Source organism: Arthrobacter sp. C9C5 (genome assembly GCF_013359735.1).
In the GTDB taxonomy this organism is placed as follows: domain Bacteria; phylum Actinomycetota; class Actinomycetes; order Actinomycetales; family Micrococcaceae; genus Arthrobacter.
This window is the reverse complement of record NZ_JABFMX010000026.1, coordinates 7,455-32,189: the sequence shown is the minus strand read 5'-3', so window position 1 is coordinate 32,189 and position 24,735 is coordinate 7,455. Positions and strand designations below refer to the sequence as shown.

At 64.6% G+C, this 24,735-nt stretch carries 19 protein-coding genes and 1 pseudogene; 2 read left to right on the top strand and 18 right to left on the bottom strand.

All coding sequences use genetic code 11. The features are described from left to right. The first annotated feature begins 319 nt into the window (after window positions 1-319). Entirely contained in the window at window positions 320-1,189 is an 870-nt protein-coding gene (locus tag HNO80_RS16685; RefSeq protein ID WP_175323973.1) for a glycosyl hydrolase, read from the top strand. Between the two features lie 83 nt (window positions 1,190-1,272). On the opposite strand, the gene HNO80_RS16680 is transcribed toward HNO80_RS16685, so the two are convergent. From HNO80_RS16680 to HNO80_RS16620, 13 genes are all read right to left on the bottom strand, one after another. After that, the gene (locus tag HNO80_RS16680; protein WP_175323972.1) at window positions 1,273-2,727 is read right to left on the bottom strand and encodes a hypothetical protein; all 1,455 of its coding nucleotides are present in this window, start codon (window positions 2,725-2,727) and stop codon (window positions 1,273-1,275) included. Beyond that, window positions 2,724-3,692 carry an alpha/beta hydrolase gene (locus HNO80_RS16675; protein ID WP_175323971.1) on the bottom strand — a complete coding sequence of 323 codons (969 nt, stop codon included), beginning with the start codon at window positions 3,690-3,692 and terminating at the stop codon, window positions 2,724-2,726. The genes HNO80_RS16680 and HNO80_RS16675 overlap by 4 nt, the downstream gene beginning before the upstream one ends. A gap of 13 nt (window positions 3,693-3,705) precedes the next feature. After that, a complete protein-coding gene (locus HNO80_RS16670) occupies window positions 3,706-5,964 on the bottom strand; it encodes a glycosyltransferase family 2 protein (RefSeq protein ID WP_175323970.1) in 2,259 nt (752 codons plus the stop codon). A gap of 17 nt (window positions 5,965-5,981) precedes the next feature. Continuing rightward, window positions 5,982-7,853 (bottom strand): glycosyltransferase family 2 protein, encoded by a 1,872-nt coding sequence (locus HNO80_RS16665; protein WP_175323969.1) that lies wholly within the window; start codon window positions 7,851-7,853, stop codon window positions 5,982-5,984. A gap of 4 nt (window positions 7,854-7,857) precedes the next feature. Continuing rightward, entirely contained in the window at window positions 7,858-8,553 is a 696-nt protein-coding gene (locus tag HNO80_RS16660) for a hypothetical protein (RefSeq protein ID WP_175323968.1), read from the bottom strand. A 133-nt stretch (window positions 8,554-8,686) separates the two neighbouring features. Continuing rightward, on the bottom strand, window positions 8,687-9,997 hold the full coding sequence (gene wecC / locus HNO80_RS16655) for a UDP-N-acetyl-D-mannosamine dehydrogenase (protein WP_175323967.1): 1,311 nt from the start codon (window positions 9,995-9,997) through the stop codon (window positions 8,687-8,689). Window positions 9,998-10,004: 7 nt separating this feature from the next. Then, on the bottom strand, window positions 10,005-11,864 hold the full coding sequence (locus HNO80_RS16650) for a glycosyltransferase (RefSeq protein ID WP_175323966.1): 1,860 nt from the start codon (window positions 11,862-11,864) through the stop codon (window positions 10,005-10,007). Between the two features lie 66 nt (window positions 11,865-11,930). Beyond that, window positions 11,931-12,830, bottom strand: coding sequence for an ABC transporter ATP-binding protein (locus tag HNO80_RS16645; RefSeq protein ID WP_175323965.1), 900 nt, complete (start codon window positions 12,828-12,830; stop codon window positions 11,931-11,933). Further along, a complete protein-coding gene (locus tag HNO80_RS16640; protein WP_175323964.1) occupies window positions 12,817-13,695 on the bottom strand; it encodes an ABC transporter permease in 879 nt (292 codons plus the stop codon). The genes HNO80_RS16645 and HNO80_RS16640 overlap by 14 nt, the downstream gene beginning before the upstream one ends. Further along, window positions 13,695-15,428: a glycosyltransferase family 4 protein gene (locus HNO80_RS16635; RefSeq protein WP_175323963.1), complete on the bottom strand. Its 1,734-nt coding sequence runs from the start codon at window positions 15,426-15,428 to the stop codon at window positions 13,695-13,697. The genes HNO80_RS16640 and HNO80_RS16635 overlap by 1 nt, the downstream gene beginning before the upstream one ends. Then, window positions 15,425-16,690, bottom strand: a complete 1,266-nt coding sequence (locus HNO80_RS16630) for a glycosyltransferase family 4 protein (RefSeq protein WP_175323962.1) — start codon at window positions 16,688-16,690, stop codon at window positions 15,425-15,427. Before HNO80_RS16630 ends, HNO80_RS16635 begins: the two co-directional genes overlap by 4 nt. Before the next feature lies 1 nt (window position 16,691). Continuing rightward, on the bottom strand, window positions 16,692-16,853 hold the full coding sequence (locus HNO80_RS16625; protein ID WP_175323961.1) for a hypothetical protein: 162 nt from the start codon (window positions 16,851-16,853) through the stop codon (window positions 16,692-16,694). Window positions 16,854-17,511: 658 nt separating this feature from the next. Then, complete coding sequence (locus HNO80_RS16620) at window positions 17,512-18,552, bottom strand: LCP family protein (RefSeq protein ID WP_175323960.1); 1,041 nt, start codon at window positions 18,550-18,552, stop codon at window positions 17,512-17,514. A gap of 127 nt (window positions 18,553-18,679) precedes the next feature. Between HNO80_RS16620 and HNO80_RS16615 the strand changes: the two genes are divergently transcribed. After that, complete coding sequence (locus tag HNO80_RS16615) at window positions 18,680-19,183, top strand: DUF3515 family protein (RefSeq protein WP_175323959.1); 504 nt, start codon at window positions 18,680-18,682, stop codon at window positions 19,181-19,183. Between the two features lie 133 nt (window positions 19,184-19,316). Here HNO80_RS16615 and HNO80_RS16610 read toward each other — a convergent pair whose 3' ends face one another. The 5 genes and pseudogenes from HNO80_RS16610 to HNO80_RS16590 form a co-directional block, all read right to left on the bottom strand. Next, window positions 19,317-20,465 carry a D-alanine--D-alanine ligase family protein gene (locus HNO80_RS16610; RefSeq protein WP_175323958.1) on the bottom strand — a complete coding sequence of 383 codons (1,149 nt, stop codon included), beginning with the start codon at window positions 20,463-20,465 and terminating at the stop codon, window positions 19,317-19,319. 2 nt (window positions 20,466-20,467) lie between these two features. Beyond that, entirely contained in the window at window positions 20,468-21,529 is a 1,062-nt protein-coding gene (locus HNO80_RS16605) for an NAD(P)H-dependent glycerol-3-phosphate dehydrogenase (protein ID WP_175323957.1), read from the bottom strand. Next, window positions 21,526-22,332 (bottom strand): lysophospholipid acyltransferase family protein, encoded by an 807-nt coding sequence (locus HNO80_RS16600; protein WP_175323956.1) that lies wholly within the window; start codon window positions 22,330-22,332, stop codon window positions 21,526-21,528. The genes HNO80_RS16605 and HNO80_RS16600 overlap by 4 nt, the downstream gene beginning before the upstream one ends. 10 nt (window positions 22,333-22,342) lie before the next feature. Then, window positions 22,343-23,668, bottom strand: coding sequence for a UDP-N-acetylglucosamine 1-carboxyvinyltransferase (gene murA, locus HNO80_RS16595; RefSeq protein WP_175323955.1), 1,326 nt, complete (start codon window positions 23,666-23,668; stop codon window positions 22,343-22,345). A gap of 134 nt (window positions 23,669-23,802) precedes the next feature. Next, window positions 23,803-24,314, bottom strand: a pseudogene (locus HNO80_RS16590) (aminotransferase class I/II-fold pyridoxal phosphate-dependent enzyme); the annotation flags it as partial. Window positions 24,315-24,735: the final 421 nt, after the last annotated feature.

Genomic DNA, 24,735 nt, shown 5'->3' with positions numbered 1-24,735 from the left:
AGTGGACACCCAAGGGGATTCCTATGTTCGATGCAACCAAGCAACGACGTGGCCTACGGCTGGGCCGACTCTGGCCAAATCCAGACGGTTCGTCGCGTCTCAAAGTCTACCGGCCCCCGGCGCCAACCCCCGCACAGGTGATTCCTCTGGGCAATGCTGAGAAATAACTGCGCCATTCCTGCGGAAATACCGCCTATCTCGGCACGGTCACCGTGCTAATTTGACTCTGGTTACCGCCGTTAGCGGCCGGAAGCCCGACGATTCCATCGCCGCTTCCGCCGCAAGGTGGACGGCTATCAGGTATTCCAGAAAGGTCGTTATGGACCGCCGTAAGTTTCTCACGATCCCCCTCGCCGCGATGGCGGCCCCGGGCGCACTTCTGGCGGCCAACGCCGTACCGGCGCAGGCGGCCCTTCTACAGCCCGGCATGGCGATGTCCCCGACGGTGCTCCCGGCTGTCAAGGCGCTGAAGGGCGTGAGCCACGCCGGAACCGATGCTTTGGCACTCCGGCAGATTAAGAGTCTCAATCTCAGCTGGTACTACTCGTGGGGCTCGAAATACACCGTGACCACGACGCCCGGCTTCGTGCCGATGATCCGGAGCGCCAAAGCCTTGGATCAGGGAGCCATCAAGTTTGCTACGAGCCAGTTGCCCCTCACCAAGTCCAAGAACCTTCTGGGGTTTAATGAGCCGGACGTCCGGTCTCAGGCAAACATGACCGTAGACCAGGCGATCAGCCTGTGGCCCAAACTTCAGGCAACCGGACTGAGGCTTGGATCGCCAGCGACGGCGAAGCCCTCAAGCCTGTGGCTTGAGGAATTCATGTCCAAGGCCAAGAAACGCGGACTCCGCGTGGATTTTGTGACCATGCATTGCTACGCGTGGCCAAACGTCCAGGACTTCCTCAACAAGGTGACCATGCTGCACGAGAAGTATGGCAAGCCTGTGTGGGTGACGGAGTATGCGGTGGCGGATTGGAGCGCAACCTCAACCCGGCCCAGCCGCTATAGCAGGGCTCAGACCAACGACTTCATGCGGGCGACCGTAGCCGGAATGCGTCAAATGCCCTTCGTTGAGCGATTTGCATGGAAGACACGTTCCATTAATGACCCCGTGATGGGGCACTCTGCCCTATACAATACGGACGGCACCCTGACTAGCACCGGCCGGCTGTACGCCTCGCTGTAGTCGGTCAGGTCCAAGCGACCGTCCTGGCTACAAGGAACAGTCCGCTTCGAAACGCCACGGCGCATCGGAGCGGACTGTTCTAGTTAGACGTCCACGTCCTTCAGGAGTGGAGCCAACTCAACCGTGGCTTCAGCAAACGCTGATCTGCTGGCCCTGATTGCCTGGGGCAGTGCCATGAACGTCGCAAAGAGGTTGCGGGAGTTGTAGCCGACGATCGATGGCATCGCCAGATCAGCCTCCGACATGGAGACGCTCCCCCACGTCCCCATCCTGTGCTCCCAGTAGAAGATGTCATTGGGGTCATAGCCCATGATGGATTCCGTGGTGAGGGAGACCCTTTCCATCATGTCTTCAAAGAACGAACGGGTGATGTGGGACCCGGCGTTTACGTCATAGGCATTGGACAGCTGCTGCACGTTCACCTTGGTGATCCTCTTTTCCTGGCTTTGGTAGAAGCCACGCATCACCTCGCCTCCGAATCCCCGGATGAACAGCCCGCCTTTAATTTTGGCTCCGGTCTGGGCCAAACGGCCGAGCCACGGCGATCCGGGTCCCCGGTAATATCCGGTGGACCGGCGAAAGGCCTCCGACAGCGCATCGTCTGTTTGGTTCAATGTCAGGCGGTTGTGGATGGGCCACACCTGTGGTTCCAGCCCGTAGGCTCCGGCGATCGCGGCCGCTGCGCGGGCGTCCGATGACCCGGTCAGGTTGGCCGATTCACTGCGCACATACGTGAAGATGACCGGGCTGCTGTCCTTGGTAGCAGCGAAGACACCCCTGCTGTCCGTGCCGGCGGTCAGGCCAAGCACCGGGCGCCGCCCGTTGACAGCCAGATACCAGCGGAGCCCGTGCAGATGCGCCACCAGCGCCGCGGTTGCTTCCTCATTTGTCGTCTCCGGGCCCATTTCCTTGCGGGGCCAGAACCGCTCGACCTTTTGCTGCGGCATGATCAGCTTGGTATTGGGCGTCAGCTGAACCACGTGGTCGTAAGGCGTCGCGACTCCCGGCAGGTACTTCACATCCCGCTGCTGATAATTGCGGGAAGTAAGAAAAGGCACGAAGAAGTCAGCGAAGCGCGCACCGATGAGGTCAGCCACGATCTCGGCGTGTGACGCTGCAATGGGCGCGCCGGCTGTGGAATAAAAGACCGACCTGGACCCCATCGCGTCCTGATAAATCTCGGTCCTGCCGTCCGACTGGACAATCAGCGCGAACCTACCAGCCAGACGGTCGAGAACAGCGTAAAAATCATCGTCATTGGCCACAGCGTCCAGGAGGGCCGCCAGCACATCGCTCTCCTGATACAGTCCCCTCTCCGGGTCAAATGCCAGTCCCACCAGCGCGAGATGCCGTCCGGCAGCGGCAGCAGTGACGAACCGGGTTTCCGGATGCAGCGTCAGGTAGGCATCGCCCACGGGCACCGACGTCCAGCCGGCCAGTGACGGAGCTTCAGCCGGTGACTTAGACACGACGAAGCCATTCCTGTACAACAAGCGGTCCAGCTCCGCATTCGCGGGAAGGGAGGGCAGTAATGTCATCGTGGTCCTAGTTCTTCTTCGCGTTCCGGATCCAGCTGCCGAAGCGGCAGCTCCCGGCCATAAAATTTCAGGTGCGCCTGCTGGATGTGACTGACGAAATTGCCCCGGGACGGCGGCGCGTGTTCGTTCTCGTAACGCTCAGCAACGAAATGCGTTTTGCTCCATGCGGCGTAGCCACCACGCTCGGGATCCACACCGTTCGCGAGTGCAAAAGGCACGTAGTGGGCTTCATAGTGAAACTGATCGCCGGTGTTTTGGACGAAGTACACAGCATTAATGGGTCTGGTCTTTTGGTATAGCTTGCGCACATTGACTCGGCCGCTGTGCAGTTTCTCAACCTCCTCGTACGATGTGAGCTCGGGGAAGGCTGCGGCAGCGACTGCCTTTCGTTGCGCCAGGTGGTACCCGCCAATGGTCGTTTGGGGCGAGAAGGCGACAGCCACGGAGTTCGGGATCCGGCGAGAAAGCGCGAGCGCGCCATATCCTCCTGCACTGCTGCCGACACAGACGACCTGTGTGAAGCCGCCGGCAGCGATGATCTGGTGCACCACCCCGGCGTAGTCCGCGATCAAGTCCTGGTCGCCCCTGCCCACATACCAGCCGATTTCGAGGGAACCGTTGATCTCCAAGGTGCTGTCTGAGAGGTAGAGCCTGGCGGCGTCCAGACGATTGAGGGTCCGACGCCATTCGAACCGGGGCACCCTAAACCGGCCACGGTCCATTGCCCCGTGTAGAGAAATCACCAGCGTGCCACTGTTTGCCGGCTCAAAGAGCATCCTGAGTGGCAGTCCACCGGGGACAGCCGGCTCAATGACGATGTGAGTATCCTGCGTCGGAAGTGAAGTGACTGATGCCCCCGACGCCACAGTCAGCTTTGCGACGCCGTTATCCGAATCCCACTCAGCGGTCTGGTTCCAGTCGATTGGGACGGGCAGCGCCGCCGTTGCGCCGAGTTCGGCAGCCACCCGCGGCGCGGTCCTAGCCTTGGCCAACGGTCGCCACGAACTCCAGAACCTCGCTGTCCGGAACCTCCACTTCAGCCGGGTTGCCAGTGGTCCGTTCCAGGACGGCGGCAACCTCAGAGTCCTCCGAAGCCCACTGAACAGCTCCGCCAAAGATCGCGCCAAGGTTGCGGGCGACGGTCGTAACGGCATATGCGTGTGCTCCAGTGTGCGGGTTGAAGGGAGGCTCGGAAGCTCGAACCATTATAGTGTCCGCTGTATGTCCGCCCCGTAATTCGCGCGTGAACTGGAAGCTTGTGGGGTCGTAGACGTTGACGACCCGGGAATGGACATGGTCCGTCAGTTCCACTCGCTCCAGCCGTTGCGCAGCGAACTCGTCCAACATGTCCTCGCTGAAAGATGCGTCAAACGAGACGGTGTTCAGGATGCTGGGAACATGCATCATCCCGAGTCGGCGTCCCGCCGATCGAGATTCCTCGATGTGCCGCCACATAGCCGGCGCGCTCTCCCTAGAGGCGCCAAAATCGCCGACGAAAAGCTCGTCGATTTCGACGAGCTTCGGCCGGGCGGGCAGGAACCTGGCGGGCGCGGGGAAAGCACGCCGGCCGGAGGGAAAGTCCAGGAAGCCGCTGTGGCGGCCGTGGCTGATCTGGCGGTGCCAGTGTTCGTAGGCGGCCCGGTAGGCCACGCGATCAGGCGAGCGGTAGCCCATCCGGAAGTCGTCCATGGACAGGTTGCTGGAGCCCACCAGCGACAGCGTCAGCGGTGCTTGGGTGACCTCAAGAACTTCCGCGTCGTTCACCAGGAGCTGGTACCTAAGAATAAACTCGGTGTCTGCTGCTTTTCGAACGGTATCCCAGTAGCCCAAGCGCTCCCTGACGACGCTGACAGGAAACATCGCTGAGACGTGGGCGGGAGTTACGTAGGCTCCCCTCCAGCCGCGGTAGTGGAACATTAGATCCTCGCCTACACGAGACCATGGTGCAGAGACGAGGCGGTGGTCCTCCTGCCTGATGGCCGCCGCAACCAGCATTTCGATCTTTTGAGGGTGCTGCCAGTCGTCGCCGTCGAAGATCGTGATGAATTCGCCGGTGGCCATGGAGTATCCGATATTACGGGAGGTGTAAGCGCCCGAGTTCGGCGTATTGCGCACGACTTTTACCCGCGGGTCCGCAAGTTGCCACCTCCCGAGCCGGTCAGTAAAAGCGTCCCCGGAACCGTCGTCGACGATGATGACTTCGATATTCCGGTAGCTCTGAGCAAGCGCGGACTCGACCGCCAGATCGGTAGCTGCGTCTGGGCGGAAGACCGGCATCACGATCGTCACCATCGGCCCTTCGGTCACCGCCGGTACGGGATCCGTAGACAGCCGGAGGAAAGCCGGCTCAACGCCGTTTTTGAGCCGAATCGGTGCGAGGCCGGCGGCTTCGTACATGGCATTGATCTCTGCCATCCATCCGTCTTCCGTGCGGGACGGGTGGCGGAAAGGATTCTTTGCGTTGGCCCTGTAGAGATGGAGATCGTTGGGATTCTTGGTATCGGCGTCGTAGAGGCCCTCGAGTTCCAGGGTCTGATCGCCGTGTCCCGTCTGCGCCAGGGCATCGAGGAAAAACTCACCGCGGCGTTTGCCTTGGAAGTGTTTCGGACCCAACTTGCCGTAGACATACTGATAGATCGTGCCGGCGTTTAGAATGTCGTCCTTGCGGAGGTTTTGCCGGTAGCAGGTGTCCGCCAGTAGGAGCAGCCTGACCTTGGCGGTCGAGTCCAAGATGTTGAGGATCGATTCCTGTGCCAGGCCTCCCATCCGGAATAGCTCGAGGACATGTTCCATCTGCTGCCAGTCCCAGCGACCTGACGTCACACTTCGGGCAAGCACGTCCCGGCCGTCAAAAGAGCGGAATTTCGTCAGGCGTTGAACCAGTTTGGCGGGCGGGATGTTTGCGCCCGTACCCCACCAGTGGGCAGGTCCCACGCCCTCGGCATCCTTCCGCTCCGGAGCGGGGTTCGGTAAGGGGGCTGGCACTCTGGCCGCTCGTCGAGCCTGCCGCAGCGCAGTGTCCATCTTCACGAGTCCGGCTAGCAGGGCTACGGCCATCAGCAACAGGGCCGGGACCAAGATGAACACGGAGTGGAAGTAGGCTCCCGAGAGAGTTGTGCAGAACAGGACAGCCAGCCCGGCCGCCGCAGCCTTCTTCTTCGGGGCGAGCTTCCTGGCTCTGCGAATGAGCTGTCCAACGTTCAAGTTATTCCCCCGGGGTGACATCGAGTTGTTCATTGACTTGCAGGTGTCCACTAGTAAGAGACAGCCGAAAAATGGCTGCGGAAGGCTTGGGCGCGGGCGCCCCCAGTGTCATTCTCCACGCCGAGCTGCGGCGGTGGCCGGAAACCGTCCCATTGCTCTGCAACACTCTGCAGGAAGGTGCTGTCTTCCGGGTTCCAGGTATGGCCGCCGTGCGAACCCGCGCCGGAGTGTCGGTGCATCATGTAGTTCTGGCCGTGCGAGCGGTAGATGAGTCCGCCAGCGGCCTGGACAGCCTGGAGGAGGCACCGGTCCACGGCGCGGTGCACAGGCCTCCATCCGCCAAGCTGACGAAGCTCGTCCCGGCCCAGCATCATGGTGCCGCCGGCCACGTGGTCCGAGTACTGCTCGCCGAGCGGAGGCCGGCGGGTGGTGATATCCAGACTTTCCAGGTACACGAACTCAACCTGCGAACCAACCAGGGTGGCGCCGCTGTAGTCCTTGGCGTGAACGAGGTCGCGCAGGTGGTGCGGCCCGTACCAGTCGTCGTCGTCCATCTTGCAGACCAGATCGCCGCCGGCGGCGTTGACGCCGACATTCAGGACCTCGCCAAAAATCATGTCGGCCGGGACGGAGCGCACCAACAGCTCGCCGGGGTACGTCTGGACGGCACGCCGGACCTCCGGAAGTTCCGCGTCGAAGCCGTGCAGTACCACCACCACCTCCAGGGATTTCCAACTCTGGCGTGCCAGCTGCTCCAGGGCGGACGCCAGCTTCTCGGGCCGGCGGGTAGCGAGCACCACGCTCACGGAGGGCAGCGGGAGTAGTGGCTTGCCCAGCTCGCCCAGCACGGTGTTCCAGACGGCCTTCGGGCTGTAAAGGTCCAATGCTGTGCGCCGAAGCCCGATCGACTTTGATTCCCTCAGTACCGGCGGGTCGGCGGCGTCGAAAGCGTCAAGGTGTTCCAGGAGTTGATCACCGAGCAGGGTCCGGACTTGGGCAGCCAAATTCCGCGCCAGGAGGGGCACTCCGGCGACAGCCAGCTGGCTCAGACGCCGGGCCAGCTCACTGTCCAGGCCGCCGAAGCGGGCGCCGTCCACCACAACGTAGTTATGCGGCCGCAGGGCGGCGAGGTCCGATTCGTGCAGGACTCCCCCGGTGAGCTCGAACGGCTCGAGCGGCCGCGCAGGCTTATCCGGGTACGGCAGGAAACCCATCGGTGAAACAACTGCGATGTCAACGGGAGGCAGTACCGTCTCCGTCGGAGTCCAGACTGGCGGGGTTACCCGTCCAGGGTGGACCGGGATGTGTCCGCCCGGCTGCGTGAGCTTGCTGTCCCCCACCAATACGTCTATGGGATAGATGTCATCCGGCTCGGGCTGCAGCAGCGCCTCGGTCATGAAACTGCCCAGGGCGTCCCCGGCCAGCCAGGCGAGGTCAGCGGGCTCCGTGAAGCCCACGCGCAATCCCCCCAGCACAGGCGGACGGTTGGCAGGCGACGCGCAGCGCAGTGCCGCGAGGGCAGCAGCATGGACATTCACCCATTTGCCCCCTTCGACTACAACGGCGAGGCCGAGCCCCGGCACGGTCAGTGCGGAGGTGCCAGCCTTGGCCTGGAGGCTGCGCGGAGTCCAGGCTGGCAGTTCGTCCACCGGGAAGAGTCCCCGAATGACGAGCACAAAGCGATGCGCCCGTCCCTCACTGCGGAATAACGGCAGCAGGCCCCGGGCCTCGGCCAGCGATTCCGCCTGCACAACATAGCTGTCCCACCACAACTGTTCCGCCGCAACGCCGTGCTCCCAGTCGGTAGCTGCTGTGGGATCGCGGTGCTCCCACTCCGCGCGGGCATAGTCCAAACCCAGGTCCAACGCCAGCTTCGCCATAGGGTACGCCGCCGGCCCTACCGCTACGCTCTTGATCTGCATGCGGTCAGCTCCCGGTCCGGCCGTTGCGGGCTTTGAGGCGGACCAGGATGTAGGCAGGACCCTTGCGGGCGATCGCCCGTGCCCGTGAAAGGCCGCGGTTTGGCGCAAATCCCTGCTCCAGTCGGCGGCGCTCCACCTCCGACTTCCTGAGCCTTGCCTCAAGCTGCCGAATCCGCTCCTCGTAGTCTTGGCGGGTGGCGCCGTCCGAAAGGTCCCTCACCACGATGTTGAGGTCCAGGCTCGCCGCAGCGCCCTTGCGCAAATGCAGTTTGGGTTTGGGCCGCCGGAAGTCGTGCAGGCCCAGTGCGTTGCCCGATACCCAGCGTTCGCCACCGGCCTTGCGCGCGGCCTTCTCCGGGTCGCCTTGCTCCGACAGCCTCCGGAGGGTGCCCGTCTCCCAAAGTTCGATCGCACCGGGCTGGCCATCCACCAGCGCACGGAGGACCAGCGCCTCCGACTCCCGCAGGCTCTCAATCATTGCCTCGAGCGAATGCAGGCCCAAGGCTGTTCCGGCGCTGAGCACCAAGGTGAAGGCGGCATCAACGAGACCGGCCCCGTCAGTCCCGACGAACGAAAACCGCCGGTCGGTGGCGAGCCATTGCTCAAGCTGGGGCCGGGTGCCGGCCCCCACGAGGATTTCGACGGCGAAATCCTGGTTAGCGGAGCCAAAAAGCGATGCGACGGTCCCCGCAATCTCCAAGTCCGACGCTTTTGCGGCACGGACCAGGATCCTGACAAGGGGTGTTTCGCTTCTCGGGGTCTGCAGTGCTTTGAGGGCAAAACCAGTCTGGCGGAGTTGCTCTTCAATCGACGCTGAGACGCTTTGGACTCCCCTATCCACCGACGCCGGCTCCCACGGGAATGTGCTGGAGGCTCGCTTCCGCAACGTCGGGCTGGTTCCAGATGCCCTTGGTGTCGATGACCTGCTTGCCTTCGAGGGACGCCGGATCAACGGTAAGGAAGTCATCGTGATCGACCAGGAGCATGACGAGGTCTGCCGCGGCTATCGCTTCGACCTGGCCGTGGAGCCGCGAGAGGCCGGACCCGGCCAGCGCCGCTGGCAGTTCCTCGACGTTGGGGTCGACAACCAGGATGGTGCTCGCCGGCAACTGCTTCACGAGTTCCTGCACGATCGTCACCGACGGGGACTCGCGGACGTCGTCGATATTGGCCTTGAAGGCCAAACCCAGGACCGCAACGGTGGCGCCCGGATTATCGGCAAGGGCTTCCACTGCCTGCCGGACCACGTGGAACGGCTTGGAATCATTGACCTCCCGGGCGGTCCGGATCAAGCCGGAGTGCTCCGGGACGGCGTCCACAATGAACCACGGGTCCACGGCAATGCAGTGCCCGCCGACGCCGGGACCGGGGCGCAGCACGTTGACGCGCGGGTGGTGGTTCGCCATTTCGATCAGCTTCCACACGTCGATGCCCAGCTTGTCGCAAATGATTGACAGTTCATTGGCGAAGGCGATGTTGACGTCACGGAACGTGTTCTCCACCAGCTTGGTCATCTCGGCGGTGGTGGCATCCGTCAGCAGGATTTGCCCCTGGCAAATGACTTCGTAGAGCCGCTTGGCCAGCTGTGCGCCTTCCTCCGTGAGGCCGCCAATGACGCGGTCATTCGTGACGATCTCAATCATGATGCGTCCGGGCAGCACGCGTTCCGGGGAATGCACCACGTGCACCTGCCCGTGGCCGCCGGCGGCGTCGAGGGACAGGTCCGGGCGGAGTTCCATGAGGTAGGCACCCAAGCGCTCCGTGGTTCCCGGAGGTGAAGTCGATTCCAGGACCACCAGCTCGCCGCCTCGGAGCTTCGGCGCCAGCGCCTCAACGGCGCTGCGGAGGTAGGAAAGGTCAGCGCCTTTGCCCTCGGCCAGCGGGGTGGGCACGGCGATAATGTATGCATCCGCGGCCGGCACCGTGGTCATGGCCACCAAGTACCCCAGGTTGACCGCGCCGGAGACCACCACAGCCATGTCGGGCTCCACAAAGGGCACTTCGCCGCGGTTGACAGCGTCAACGGTCGACTGCTTCACGTCGATGCCGGCCACGTGCTTGCCCTTGGCCGCAAAACTGGCCGCCGTGGGCAGGCCGATGTAGCCGAGTCCGATGACCGCAACATCAAAAATCGTCTCGTCCATGTCTCCCCTAAACAGAAATGTGGTCTTCGGGCGAACCGAAGAACTGAATCTTTGAAGAAGCCAAGAGCTCTTCATTGGTAATGGGCCAGGTGTGCGAGGACACGTCAGCGCTGCGCATCTGGCAGTAGTTGAATCGGTCCGCCGAGTAGATCCGGCCACCCGCCTCGATCACGTCGCTAAGGAAGCGCGAATCTTCTCCGCGTTGCAGCGGCTCGAAAGGAAAACGTCGGAACGTGTCCGTGGCGGTGAAAATCGTGGGACCGGAGACGGCTTCGACGTATCGGTGCTCCAGCTGCGGATTTCGCAGGATGGTCGCCCCGGCACCGGCAAGGTGCATGTAGTGCGCCCGCTTGCCCACCACCTCGGCTTCGGAGTACATCAAAGCGTGGACCTGGTCGCCCAGGTAGAGCGGGCTGTAGACGTCGTCGTCGTCCCATTTGGTGGCGAACCGGCCGTCCGCGCGCTCTACGAGGGAATTGAGGCACTCACCTAGCGTCGTCTGCTGCGGTTCCTGGAGGACGACGACGTCGGCTATGCCGACTTCGAGGCACTTTCGCCGGAACACGGCGTCGTCGAGCTCAAAGCCATGGGCGAGGTAGACCAGTTGGACATCGACTCCCTGCTGGGCGGCAACACCGGCAAGGACATGGTCCAGCTGCTGCGGCCGGAAACTTGACACCAGGACGGATACCTGGGGCCGGGCTGCCGGTGAGGACAACGCAGGCTGCGCAGCCGCCGCGATGGCCTGCGCCCGATGGCTGTACGTGTGCTCGGCCCAGATCCTGCGCTGGGCCTTGTGGACGAGGCGTTGTGCATAGTCCGGGTTGGCGGTGAGGGCCTTCAGCAGGTGGGTGGCGGCCTCGCGGGTCTCCGCCGTGGGAATCTCTCCCTCCGGGAAGAACTCCGTGATGGCCACGCTGGGGGTTGACACTACGCACGTCCCGGCCGCCGTGATCTCAAAAATCCTCCGGGCGCACATCGATGGCGAGTCCGTAACGGAGTTGACGTTGAGGAACACCTTGTACGCCTTGTAGGCGGTGAGCATCTGCTTATAGGACAGCGACCCCACCACATGCTTCTTGAGAAGTCCGGGGAACTGGTACTGCGGTTCCCCGCCCAGCTGCCGCGAAAAGATCTCGAACCCCGGGCGTTTACCCGCCGTCGCGTCCACGGCCGCGCCCAGCAGATAGTCCATCTGCCGCCGGCGGTCCTCATACTTGTGGGCAAAATACATCCCGGCGAAGGCGACCTCCCGGGCGTGCCAACCGTGCCGGGGCCTGGCGGGGTTGTGGATCCGCGGCTGCGCTGCGAAGGGCAGCACGGATACCCGGCTGTGGCCCAGGTCCGACCGGTAGCGTGGGAGCATGTTCGCGTCGGTGGTGAAGACGTGATCGAACAGTCTGGCGGCGGGGAGGAAGTCCTCGTAGTGCGGCGGATCCTCCTTGTTCCAGAAGACCGCCGGCAGTTCGGCCGCCCGGCAGCCTGCGATCAGTTCACGGAAAGCGCTCGAGGGTCCTGCGGGGCCAGTGATTTTGCCCCGCCACAGCCCGGCGTTCCCAGCCCAGGCGGACTCGACAACGACGAAGTCCAGCGCCTCGTCACGGAGCTGGACCTCCCAGCTGTCCGGCCTGAGCGCGACGACGGTCCACTCGGCGGAAAACGCCGCCGCGGAAAAATCATCCATGATGATGCCGACGCGCAATTGGGGGTTGCGCGGCTGCCCCGCACCGATGGACGCCTCCCTAAAAACAAGGCGACGGCCACGTCCCAGCCCGCGCCACGCGCCCTCCGCGCCCCGGACGCCGGCCAGGCTGGCCTCGTCACGCTCGGATCCGCTGCGATGCAGGTAGCTTTTGACCTGTCCCATGCCGCCTTGGCGGGCATGCCACAGGGCGCGGCGCCAGTAGGCAGTTTTGTCTCGAAATCCCATGGCTTAGCGGGACCGCTTCCAGCCGTTGGGCAGCAGCGTGGTGCGCATTTCCGGCAAGCTCGCCATCAGCTCGGCGCGGATCTTTCGGCCATAGTCGGCATTGCCCTCGTTGATGCGCCAGATGAAGTTCTTATATTCCTTGGCCACATCTTCGGGGGTTCCATCCATAATGAAGTCGCCCTTGTCGATCCAGATGGCGCGGTTGCACATGTCGGTAATCGTCCCCAGGCTGTGGCTGACCACAAACACGGTTCCCGCCTGGTTAGTCACTTGCTCCATCCGCTTTTTGGAGCGGTCCTTGAACTGCGCGTCACCGGTATTGAGCGCTTCGTCCACGAGGAGGATCTCCGGGTCCACGGCAGCGGCGATCGCAAAGCGGAGACGGGCGCCCATGCCAGAGGAATACGACTTCATCGGGTGGTAGATCTCGTGTTCCAAGCCGGACATTTCGACGATGTCATCGAACTTCGCATCAACTTCAGCGTGGCTCATCCCCATCGCCAAACAACCCAAGCGGATGTTCTGTGCGCCAGACATGGAAGTGATCAGGGCCGCGTTGACACCGAGCAGAACCGGATTGCTGGCGGCATAGACCGTACCCTCGTCCGGAATTATCAGGCCCGCCAGCACCTTCATCAGGGTGCTCTTGCCGGAGCCATTGCGGCCGATAACGCCAATGGAGTCCCCTTGATGGGCCACGAAGGACACTTTGCTCAGCGCCGTCGTCCGCACCTGGGCATCGCCGCGGCGGGAGGCCCGCCATGCCTTCAGTCCGGACGTCGGAGCATTTGTCCTTCCTCCTGACTGATTTTTGGTCCGGTAAACGACCGATATTTCGTCCACCACCACGGTGGGATCCGTCAGCGGCTTTCCGGATACCTCCGAAACCTCAGACACGTCCATATCGCTCCTCTCCGCGCCAGAAAACTATGAGCCCCACAGCCACCGACGCCAGTGCCCAGATGGACAACACAGCCCACGTGCGCCAGGAAGGAGTGGTGTCGTACAGCACCGAGTCACGGATGATCTTGATGACCAGGTATACGGGGTTGTAATCCATGATGGTGCGGAGGACCGGGTGATTGTCGAAGCGGTCCTCTGCGAAGAAGACCGCAGAGGCGTACATCCACAGGCGCATCACAAAGGAGAGCAACATCCCGAGGTCTGGGACCCGCAAGAGGAGTGGAGCCAGCAGCATCCCGATCCCCAGATTGAAAAAGAACTGCAGAGCAATCGCAGGGAAGATCAGCAGCCAGCGCCAGGAGATTACCTCGGCCGGGGCCGTGAAGATGATGAAGAGCAGCATCACGATGGTCACCGGGATGTTGGACAACAGTTCCCGGACATTAACCGCGAGCGGCAGTGCCGCCCGCGGAAACTGGAAGGCTCGGATCATGGACGTGTTGCTGGTCAGCGACTTCGCCCCTCCGGTGATGGAACGGGTGCTCATTTGGAAGGTGAAAGTACCAATCAGCAGGTAGCCGATGAAATTGTCGATGCCCTTGCTTGTGCCCAGTAAGAGGCCGAAGATCAGGTAGAAACTCAAGCCGTTCAGCAACGGGGTGAGGACCAACCAAGCGATTCCCAGGTTCGTCTTGTCGTGACCGCTGGCAACGCGTGACCGGGCATCGAAGTAAATAAAACTCCGCCGGTCCCAGAGCTGCACCAAGTAATCCAGCAAATCGGGCCGCTGACCCACCTTGCTCAGCCGGGCGAGGTTCACGGGCACGGAGACGGTGGGAGCCTCAGCCTGTTCCTTGATGCTCATCAGATGGTCACTCCCAGCTTTCCCAGCTCTGCTGCCAAGGCCGCCACGTTGGCAGCCCATGTTCTTTCCCTCAATACCCGGGACCGGCCCGCCGCGCCCATTCGCTCCGCAAGCTCAGGGTTCGACAGCAATTCCCTCACCGCCTCAGACAACGCCACCGGATCGTCAGCTGTGGCCAAGCGTCCGGTCACCCCGTCCTCGACGATTTCCGCCAGGGCCGGCAGCTTGCTCGCCACCACCGGGCGGGCACAAGCCAATGCTTCCACTGGTTTGAGGGGCGTCACGGACTGGGTCACTGCGAGGTCCTTGCGTGGCACCACAAAGACATCCAAAGCCTGGTGGTAGCGCACCGCCTGATCGCGCGGTACCCGCCCGGTGAAAATGATGCGGTCGCCATAGCCTGACTGGCGGGCTTGAACCTCAAGCGCGGGGCGGGAGACGCCGTCTCCCACAATCAGCAGCTTCAAGTCCGGCAGGCGCGGGGCGAGCAGTACAAATGCCTCGATCAAGCAATCGAGGCCTTCATAGGCTACCAAACTGCTCACAGTCCCGATGTACTGGCCGGCTTCGTTAAGGCCAAGCGCACGGCGTGCGGAGGCGGTGTCCAGGGGTTCGGCAAGAAAATCGCCACCCACGGCGTTCGGGGCAATAAGGACTTTGCCTCCCGGAATGCCGGCTGCGACGATGTTGGCCTTCATGGCACCGCCCAGTGTCACTACCAAGTCGGCATTCCGCATGACCTCAGCCTCGCGTTGCTGGAACAGTCGGTAGCGTTCGCTTTGCTTGGCCGCCGGTCCCCGCGTCGAGGCCCAGGTGTCGGCCAGTTGCCCACGCACCTCGTACACCCACGGAATGCCCACGGCCTGGGCCACGGCACGGACCACCAGGGCGTTCACGAAGTGGGTCGTGGTGTGCAACATGCTGGGCCGGAACTCCAACACGACGTCCAGCAGTTCCGCGGCCTGTTGCTGCAGCCGTGCATCCATGGTTGCAGCCAGCTGCGCCGGGAGGAGCCGCCGGTAGCGGACGCCGTCCACCACGTCGAGTGGCTTGGCGAGGATCTTGCCCACTTGGACGGGATAGCCCAACCTGGTCACCGCCTGGACGTCCCAGCCGGCAGCCTGTTGCGCGGCGAGGATGGAGTGGGAACGCTGCGCATAGCCGCTGGAGGTATGCGGCAGCGAGTTGGTGAGCAGATGCAGCACGCGCCCCGGGACGGCGGTGTAGTCCACGCGGTCCAGTACCGGTGCCGCGCCGTTGAGGACGCTCAGTTCAGCGGCCAGCCGGGCTCGCTGGCCACGTCGCGCGCGGCCATCACGCGCCAGGACCGCGACGGCGTCGCTGACGGCGCCGTCGTACCAGAATCGGCGGGCGCGGGCACCTTCCAGTCCCGGCGCGCCTTCCGCGCGGCCGAGAAAGTCATCGGCCAAGTCAGGCAGCTGGGCGGCGAGTGCCACGTCGGCGAGGCGCCGGGCGGGCTCCCCCGCGGCGGCGGAGGCGAGCAGGAGCCGTCGCTCAACCTCGGCGGCGTCGCCTTGTACCAGCGAAGCGAGCAAAACGGCAATTGCAGCCGAGTCCCCCGGGGCCAGGCGCGTGACTCCCGCTGCGAGGGGCCCTACCAGCCGGGCTGGAAGCCGGCGGCTGAGCTGCAGGAGCAGCAAGAACGGATCGTCGCTCAGATGGGTGCCAGCCACCCCCGCGGCCAGCCGGATATTGCGGAAGAGCTGGGTCATCGGGAAGCGACCGGCTCCCGGTTGAGCAGTTTTGCGATCAGCTCCATGTACTGCTCCGCCAGCAGGGAATAGTCGGCGTGTTCCTTGACCCACTGCCGGCTGGTCTCGTCCCGCACCAAGCGGGAGCGGTCGGCGGCTAGCTCGCGCCACAGTTCCGCCACAGCCTCCGCACCGCTGGGCACGATGTCGCCGGCCTGGGCATCCGTGATGATGCGGGCGGCTTCGCCAATGACGATTGCCGTGACGTGGCGGCCCAGGGACAAGACCTCGTAAGTCTTGGACGGGACGGTCGTCTCGAACGACTTCCAGTCGTCCCTCAACGAGACGATGCAGGTATCGGCAGAGGCGTAGCGCTCCAGCACATCCGGACCATGCAGGGACGGGTGGAAGGTCACCGGGGCGTTGAGCTCCCGCGCCAGCTTTTGCAGTGCCGGCTTCCGCGTGCCGTCCCCCACCAAATGCAGGTGCATGCTGTCACCCACCAGCGCACTGGCGCGGATAATGACTTCCAGGCGCTGGCTGGCACCGTGGTTGCCGAGGTAAAGCGCCTCAAAGGTCTCGCGTTCCGGCTCCGGCGGGGACAGCACCGGGATGGTGTCCACATGCAACCCGTTGCTGACAGTTGCGACGTTCTTAATGCCGCGTCCGCGCAGGGTCTCGGCGAATCCTTCGGTCACGGTAACTACCAGGTCGGCTCGATGCTGGATGAAATCGACGGCCACCTCAACCACGCTCTTGACGCGGCCCTTCACCATGCGCGAGTCGCGGGCCAGGTCCGGCCAGGCGTCCCGCATCTCCACGATCAGGGGAACCCGGCGGAGCCTTGCCAGCAGATAACCGGCGGCAAGAATCGGCAGGCTCGGCGCGGTGGCAATGACGACGTCGGACCGGCGGCTGAACAGCCCGGCCGGAACGGACATGGCGGCGGAGAAACAGTGATCGATGAAGCGCGTCAGCTGCGAGTTCCCGTGCGGCAGGTACGGGACCCGACGGATCAGCTCGGTGAACTGGCCCTTCTGGCGCCGGAACGCGCGTCCCGCCACCTCGGGGGCGAGCTCGCGACGGCCGGCCGGGCCGTGGGCCACCGGCGTGATGACCTCAATGTCCCAGCCGGAGGCGCAGAATTCCTTCAGCAGGGCCGTCCAGCGGCGCTGCGGCGGGCTGCTCTCCGGCCAGTAGGAATGGACCAGCAGGCTGACCTTTACGGGGCGACCTTCTGCCTCCGGAAATTTGGAAGCATTTGGGCGGACTCCGCTGGCCACGCTAGCGACCGCCCTTGGAGGTCACGCGGCCTTTGGTACCCAGGGCCCGGAAGTAGGCAAAGCCCGCCGCCAGCAGGACCAGGACGGTAGCTACTTGGACGCCGAAGGGGCTCCCCGCCGCGGCGGTCACCGCAGCCTGGACGACCGGGGAGGATTGGATCACCGGGTCTTCCTTGGCCGGCTGCGGCGCGGAAGTCTTCGAAGGGGCAGCCGACGCTGGCGTGGCCGAGGCTTTAGCCGAGGGAGTCGCCGTCGGCGTTGGCGTGCTTTCCTCGACGGTCGGTGCGGGCTCCGCTGGGGGAACAACCGGAGCCGCCGGAACGGGCGGCTGAACCGCCGGTACCGGTGGCAAGTAAATCGGTGCTGCAGGGGCGGATCCGGCAGGCGGAACTACCGGCACCACCGGGGCGGGCGCCGGCGACGACGGCGCAGGCGCCGGGGCGGGCGCCGGAGCCGGAGCTGCGGGCGTGGTCGGCGCGGGAGCAGGAGCCGGCTCAACCGGCGCCGGAGCGGGATCGGAAGGTGCTGGTTCCACGATCACGATGGGATCAGGGGCCGGCGTTGAGGCATCGTCTGCGAACGCGGGGGCCGCACCAAGGCTGAGGGCGAGGGTGGCGGCTGCGCCGAGCGCCGCCGTCGTGGTCCTGAGGGCGGTCCGGCGACCACCGCAGCGAGATGAGTTCAATGTTCCCCCAAGCAAAAAATCCTGTTCGGTACGTCGTAAGGTTCTTCGTCGCACTTTACGTCGGGGCCGCAATATTGAGACGGCACCGAGAGCATCCTACCGGTTCACAGACACTTCACCGAATATTGCCACGGTCTTATGAGCCGGAACCAATGGACGCGACGAACTCCGCCAAGGTGTCCCCGCGCAGCGCTCCAGCAACCTTTGCGATGGCGTCGTCGTCGCGCAGGACAATGGATTGACCGTCCGCCGAGGTTCCGATTCCCGAGGTAGGCAGCGTAAAGCTGACCACGTCTGCCGTCCGGACATCGCGCAGCCCTACCGCCAGGGAGGCTACCGCAGCCGCGTCGAGGGACTTGTCCACGCTGACGTACGGCGAGACGGTATCCACCAGGCTGCTGATCCTGACCGGATTGGTCAGCGTCTCCGCCGTGAGGAACTTGGACATGAGGGCCTTCAAGAATAGTTGCTGATTCTTTACCCGCTGATAGTCGCCGTCGCTGAACGCTTTGCGCTCACGAACGAATGCCAAGGCCTGTTCACCGCTGAGCTGCTGCTTTCCCGCGGTGAACGAGAACTGCTTGGTATTGAAAGCCGTTGGCACGTTGACGTTGACGCCGCCCAGGGCGTCGGTCATTGCCTTGAATCCTTCAAAGTCGACCACGGCTACATGGTCGAGTCGGGTATCGAACATACCTTCCAAAGTCTGGACGACCAACGGAATGCCGCCCAGTGCCATGGCAGCGTTCATCTTGGCCTCGCCATGCCCGGGAATTTGCACCCAAGTGTCACGCATGACGGACATCATGTAGATGTTCTTGCGGTCCGCGGGGATATGCACCCACATCATGGTGTCCGACCGCTGGTCCGACGCGCCGCCGGCCTCCGCGTCACCCAGCGCCGCGGCACGGCTGTCACTTCCGAGCAGCAACAGGTTTACGGCATCGGTTTTCGTTTCGGCCGGGCGCGCAGATTCCGCCGGAAAGGCCTGCTCGATCTTCTGGGACTTCGAGTTGAAGCTGTTCGCCAGGTTGAAGGCGAAAATCCCCGCACCGACGGCTACGACAAGAAAGAACGCGACGACGCCGAGAAGGACGTTGCGTGCGGTCTTCTTCCTTTTCGTCCGGGACCGCTGGGCGTCCTCATAGGGAGCCTGGTCTGCGGTGTCAACGGGCATCAGTGAGTTCCCTACTCTTGTAACGACTTCTTGTAACGCTGGACAGAAACAGCTCGGCCTATTGTGCCACGGACGGCTGGCTCGTTCCGGTTCGAAGCGGTGTTGGGCGCCGGGATAGGCTTGAACTATGCCTCAGACCCGCTTCCCGGCGTCCGCACGTCCGCTTCGCCTTCTCGCAACCGCCGCCGCAGCCGGGCTGGTGCTCACTGCCTGCTCCCCCGTCGTCGACGTCGCCCCGGCCAAGGATGCGGCGAACGCCGCCTGCGCACCCATGATGCTGGCGCTGCCAGACAGCCTTGGCGATGCGAAACTGCGCAAGACCAACAGCCAGGCGACGGCGGCGTGGGGCGACCCGTCCCTCGTGGTCCTGCGCTGCGGCGTCAACGTCCCCGGCCCCACCACGGACCGCTGCGTCAGCGTCAACGGCGTCGACTGGGTGATCAAGGAAGGCAACCCGGTGTGGACGCTGACCACTTTCGGGCGCGAGCCCGCCACGGAAATCCTGATGGACCCCAACAAGATCAGCTCGGCCACCGTGCTGGCAGAGCTCGCCGCCCCGGCCGCGAAGATCAAGGCAGACCGGAAATGCGTGGGCCAGGAGGACCTGCAGAACCTGCCGACCGGCAAGTAGCGACCCCGGTGGGTGGGCCCACGCCGGCAGGGTTCCCTGGCCGAAGCGGAGCGAGGTGAGGGTGCCGGTGGGTGGGCCCACGCCGGCAGGGTTCCCTGGCCGAAGCGGAGCGAGGTGAGGGTGCCGGTGGGGACTAGCGCAGACCGGTCTTGCGGTGCAGGGCCAGATAGATCAGCTCGTCGATCAGCTCCGCGTAGCCCAGCCCCGAGGCCTTCCACATCTGCGGGTACATGCTCTTCGGCGTGAAGCCGGGCATGGTGTTGATCTCGTTGATGATCAGTTCGCCCTCGGGCGTGTAGAAGAAGTCCACCCGGCTCAGGCCTTCGGCGCCGACGGCGTCGAAAGCGACCGCCGCGAGCTCGCGGACCCGGGCGATGGCCTCGTCGGGGAGGTCGGCCGGGCAGCTGAGCGCGGCGGCGTCGTCCTCCACGTACTTGGCGTTGAAGTCGTAGAAGTCGTGGCCGCCGCCGGCAACCGAAATTTCGCCCGGCATGGATGTGCGGGGCGCATCGGTCCCGCGACCTTCCAGCACGGCGCATTCGATCTCGCGGCCGACGATGCCGGCCTCGATCACCAGCTTGGGATCGTGTTCCCGGGCAGCCTCGATCGCGGCGTCCAGTTGCTCGAGCGAATCCACCTTGGAGATGCCCATCGAGGAGCCGGCCCGCGCGGGCTTGACGAAGACCGGGAAGCCGAGCTGGTCCACGCGCTTGCGCACCAGCTCAGGGTCGGTGAGCCACTGCCGGTCCGTCACCGTGATGTAGGGACCCACACGCAGGCCGGCGGATTCGAAAACCACCTTCATGTAGTGCTTGTCCATCCCAACGGCCGACGCCAGCACGCCTGCGCCCACGTAACGGGTGTCGGAGAGCTCCAGGAGACCCTGGATGGTGCCATCCTCGCCGAATGGCCCGTGCAGCAGCGGAAAGACCACGTCCACCGAGCCCAGCTCCTGCGGGACCTGGTTCGGGGATGCCACAATCAGCTGGTGCTCCCCGCTGATCTCGGCCAGCGTCACGGTCTGATCCGACGGCGCCACTTCCGGCAGCGAGGAGGCGGAGAGCGACCAATCCTTGGTGTCTCCCGAGGCCAGTACCCACTGGCCGGTCTTGGCAATCCCGATCGGGATCACCTCGTATTTGGTCTGGTCAATGGCGCCGAGGACACCGGCCGCCGTGACGCAGCTGACCGCATGCTCGCTGGAGCGGCCGCCGAACAGCACCGCCACCCGGGGCCTGGACCGGCCGGACCGGGATTCTGTTGCTTCGTTGATCTCTGACACTCTTAGTAGTCGCCTTCGGATTTCAGGTCCCGGGACAGCAGCCGCGGTCCCAGTTCGTCTACGGACAGTTTTCCGGCCAGCACCGCGACGACGGCGGCGGTGATGGGCATCTCGACGCCCAGCTTGCCGGCCAGTTCGTGCACGGCCTGCGCCGACTTAATGCCTTCGGCGGTCTGCGTCATTTCGGCCGTGACCTGCTCCAGGCTCAGGCCGGTGCCCAGCAGCCGTCCGGCTGTGTGGTTCCGCGACAGCGCGGAGGAACAGGTGGCGACGAGGTCGCCCAGGCCGGCAAGGCCCGCCATGGTCCGGGCTTCGCCGCCGAGGGCCAGCGTCAGCCGGGACGTCTCGGCGAGGCCCCGGGTGATCACGGAAGCCTTGGTGTTGTCGCCCATTTGCTTGCCTTCGCAGATGCCGACGGCCAAGGCAATGATGTTCTTGACGATGCCGCCGATTTCGACGCCCACCACGTCCGCCGTCGTATACGGGCGGAAGTAGGGTGCCGTGCAGCTGCGGGCCATCCAGCCCGCCGCCGCAGCGTCCGAGCAGGCCACGACAGACGCCGTCGGCTCCTCACGGGCAATCTCCATGGCCAGGTTGGGACCGGAAACGACGGCGACGCGCTCGGCGGGGATGTCCAGCTCCTCGCAGATCACCTCGCTCATCCGGGCATCCGAGTGCAGTTCCAGGCCCTTCATCAGGGAAACCACCAGCACGCCGGGTCCGATCAGGTCCTTCCATTCGCGCAGCTGGAGCCGTAGCGTCTGGGCGGGGACGGCCAGGACCACGAGGTCGGCGCCGTCGAGGACCTCGGCCACGTCGGTGGAGGCGGTGATGCTGGCGGGCAGGGCGATGCCCTTGAGGTACTGCTCGTTGCGGTGTTCGCCGTTGATCTGGTCCACGACGGCGGCGCGGCGGCCCCAGAGGCGGATGCTGCGCTCGACGCCGGAGGCGGTGGCCGCGTCGGCGAGGACCTTCGCGAAGGTGGTCCCCCAGGATCCGGCGCCAAGCACGGCAACGCTCGTGGCCGAGTCGGTGGCTTCCGCGGCGGACGGCTCCGCCGTCACTTGGCACCATCCGTGGCGGTGCCGCTGCCCGGGGTGGTGTCCGGGGCTGCGCCGCCGGGCTTCCCGCCGCGTTCGATGAAGCGCCCGTGGGTGGACTGGTTGTGCGCCGAGGGGTCCCAGCGCACCAGCGGCGGCTGTCCGCCGCGCAGGGTTGCCAGCAATTCGGTGATGGCGTCCATGATCACGTTGGTCGCTTCGGTCAGCGTCGCCTTGTCCAGGGGCCGTCCGGCGAAGGCACTCAGGTCCACCGGGTCGCCCACCAGCACGCGCGAGGTCTTCCTGGGAAAGATGTGGAAGCGCTTGGCGTAGCGCGGAAAGACCTCATGCGCTCCCCAATGCGCCATCGGGACCACCGGGATGCCGCTTTCCAGCGCCATCCGGGCCGCTCCGGTATGGCCCTTCATCGGCCACAGTTCCGGATCGCGCGTCAGCGTGCCCTCGGGGTAGATGATGATGGCGCCGCCCTCGTCCACGACTTCCTTGGCGACCTGCAGCGAGCGGTTGGCACCCGCCGTCGAGCGCTCCACCGGCACCTGCTTGGTGTTGCGCAGCACCGAACCCAGTACCGGAACCTTGAACAGGCTGCCCTTGGCCAGGAAGTGCGGCATCCGGTTCTGGTTGAAGAGCATGTGCCCGATCACCAGCGGATCGATCTCGGTGCAGTGGTTGGGCACGGCGATGAAGCCGCCGGCGGGAAGTTTCTCCAGCCCCTCCCACTTCTTGTTCATCAGCAGGTTCATGACGGGCCGGACGATGCCGGCCACGATGACAAAGGTGATGTGGCTCTTGGCCGTTTCCTTCACGGGGTCCCCGCTACCGGGCAGACGTGATGTCGAAGTCGGCGCCCAGGCCGGCGAGCTTCTCGGTGAAACGCTCGTAGCCGCGGTTGATGATGTCGATGCCGGTGACCCGGGAAGTGCCGGTGGCGGCCAGGGCAGCGATCAGGTGGCTGAAGCCGCCACGCAGATCAGGCACGTCGATGTCGGCGCCCTTGAGCTGCGTGGGGCCGGAGATGACGGCGGAGTGCAGGAAGTTGCGCTGGCCGAACCGGCACGGGACGCTGCCGAGGCATTCGCGGTGGACCTGGATGCTGGCGCCCATCCGGATCAGGGCGTCGGTGAAGCCGAAGCGGTTTTCGTACACGGTCTCGTGCACAATCGAGACGCCCTCGGCCTGGGTCAGGGCCACCACCAGCGGCTGCTGCCAGTCGGTCATGAAGCCGGGGTGCACATCGGTTTCCAGCACCAGCGGGTTGAGCTTTCCGCCGGGGTGGTAGAAGCGGATGCCGTCCTCGCCGATGTCCATGCCGCCGCCCACCTTGCGGTAGGTGTTCAGGAAGGTCATCATGTCGCGCTGGGTGGCGCCTTCGACGAAGATGTCGCCGCGGGTCACCAGGGCGGCGGAGGCCCAGGACGCGGATTCGTTGCGGTCGGAGAGGGCCCGGTGGTTGTAGCCGCCCAGGTCCTGCACCCCCTCGATCCGGATGGTGCGGTCGGTCTGGACGCTGATGATCGCGCCCATCTTCTGCAGCACGGCGATCAGGTCGACAATTTCCGGTTCGGTGGCCGCGCCGGACAGTTCGGTGATGCCCTCGGCGCGGGTGGCGCTGAGCAGGACCTGTTCGGTGGCGCCAACCGACGGATAAGGCAGCGCGATCTTGGCGCCCTTGAGGCCGTTCGGCGCGGAGATGTGGATGCCGCCCGGGCGCTTCTCCACGACGGCGCCGAACTGGCGCAGCACGTTGAGGTGGTAGTCGATGGGGCGGTCGCCGATCTTGCAGCCGCCGAGGTCCGGGATGAAGGCCTCGCCGATGGCGTGGATCAGGGGTCCGCAGAGCAGGATCGGGATGCGCGAGTCGCCGGCGTGCGCGTCGATGGCCGTGTGCGAGGCCGTCTTGGCGTTGGTCGGGTCCAGCGTCAGGTCCCCGGTAACCGGGTCCTTGTCCACCGTGACGCCGTGGAGCTGGAGCAGGCTGGTGACAACCTCAACGTCCTTGATTTCGGGGACGTTGCGCAACACGGACGGCTCATTACCCAGCAGGGCAGCAACCATCGCCTTGGGAACAAGATTCTTGGCCCCCCGAACGGTGACGCGGCCGGTCAGCGGGACGCCTCCGCGGATTGTCAGAACACTACTCATTTACCAGTTTCCTCACGACTACTCGCCCCCAAATCCTTACAAAGGCTCCAGCTAAGCATAGGAGCTAGCGTTACCGATCTGAAATACGGCACGGTGGCAGGTGGTAAGTCCGCCCCCGGTTGGCAGGCGGCCAGCTATCCACCGTTTCGTTCCAGGGCCTCTCCCAAGACGCGGGCCGTCTGGGGGAACGCACTGGGGTTCGGGCCGGCGTAGTTGAGCCGCAGGAACGGCCCGGAGGCCTCCGCCGGAAACCACCCGGCGCCGTCCGCGATCACCACGCCGCGGCCGGGGCATGCTCGCGGAGGCTGTCCACCAGCAGGTCACGCCGGGCTTTCAGCTGGTTCCTAAGGGACCGCAGGTGCGCATGCCACCCCGGCTGGGTGACGACGTCGACCGCAGCCGCCTGAAGGAGGCCGCTGACGTACATCGATTCCGCGAACCTGTCCGAGAGAATCCGCTCGGGGCAGGTCCCCGCGATGACAGCCGCGACGCGGAGCGCCGGCGACAGGCTCTTGGTCCGAACGTCCACGACGTGCCCTGACTGGTCACGGGCCGCGACCGGCGCCGCGTCCGTGGTGATGGCGCCGGTTTCCTCGAAGGCCCGGGTGAGTTCCTCGACGTCGGGGCCCTCCGGTCCGTCCGGCACGGACCCCCTCCCAGGCACCAGCATGGGCGGATCACCTGATCAGCGATTCAACACCGCCACATCCGCAGACCTGGCCGTGGCAGCCGAGCGGCACGGGGTAAGACACTAAGCGAAGGTCAACGGGCCCCGGCGCACAACACGGCCTGTCGCTTAAGCGCACTGCGCGGTGCGTAATGGCGGGGATCTGTACAATCACGGAGGCCGCGTCTGCGGCCGCACATTCCGGTCGAATCGATCGTTCCAGCTTGGGGGCCCGTTGAGCATTCCGAATTCACGTCTTAAATCACGACTTTCCTTGACGGGCGTGGGCCTAACCCTCGCGTTGCTTGCCGCGTTGACGGGAGCGCCGGCGGCGACCGCTGCGCCGGATATGGCAGGCCCGGTTCTCCTCAACCCGGTCGTCACGTCATCGACCCTGAAC

Bases quoted from the DNA above. Each gene is read 5' to 3' on its own strand.
- HNO80_RS16640 (WP_175323964.1), bottom strand. From the start codon at position 13,695: ATGAGCATCAAGGAACAGGCTGAGGCTCCCACCGTCTCCGTGCCCGTG.
- HNO80_RS16680 (WP_175323972.1), bottom strand. From the start codon at position 2,727: ATGACATTACTGCCCTCCCTTCCCGCGAATGCGGAGCTGGACCGCTTG.
- HNO80_RS16645 (WP_175323965.1), bottom strand. From the start codon at position 12,830: ATGGACGTGTCTGAGGTTTCGGAGGTATCCGGAAAGCCGCTGACGGAT.
- HNO80_RS16665 (WP_175323969.1), bottom strand. From the start codon at position 7,853: ATGCAGATCAAGAGCGTAGCGGTAGGGCCGGCGGCGTACCCTATGGCG.
- HNO80_RS16670 (WP_175323970.1), bottom strand. From the start codon at position 5,964: ATGAACAACTCGATGTCACCCCGGGGGAATAACTTGAACGTTGGACAG.
- murA (WP_175323955.1), bottom strand. From the start codon at position 23,668: ATGAGTAGTGTTCTGACAATCCGCGGAGGCGTCCCGCTGACCGGCCGC.
- HNO80_RS16650 (WP_175323966.1), bottom strand. From the start codon at position 11,864: ATGGGACAGGTCAAAAGCTACCTGCATCGCAGCGGATCCGAGCGTGAC.
- HNO80_RS16635 (WP_175323963.1), bottom strand. From the start codon at position 15,428: ATGACCCAGCTCTTCCGCAATATCCGGCTGGCCGCGGGGGTGGCTGGC.
- HNO80_RS16615 (WP_175323959.1), top strand. From the start codon at position 18,680: ATGCCTCAGACCCGCTTCCCGGCGTCCGCACGTCCGCTTCGCCTTCTC.
- HNO80_RS16620 (WP_175323960.1), bottom strand. From the start codon at position 18,552: ATGCCCGTTGACACCGCAGACCAGGCTCCCTATGAGGACGCCCAGCGG.
- HNO80_RS16685 (WP_175323973.1), top strand. From the start codon at position 320: ATGGACCGCCGTAAGTTTCTCACGATCCCCCTCGCCGCGATGGCGGCC.
- wecC (WP_175323967.1), bottom strand. From the start codon at position 9,997: ATGGACGAGACGATTTTTGATGTTGCGGTCATCGGACTCGGCTACATC.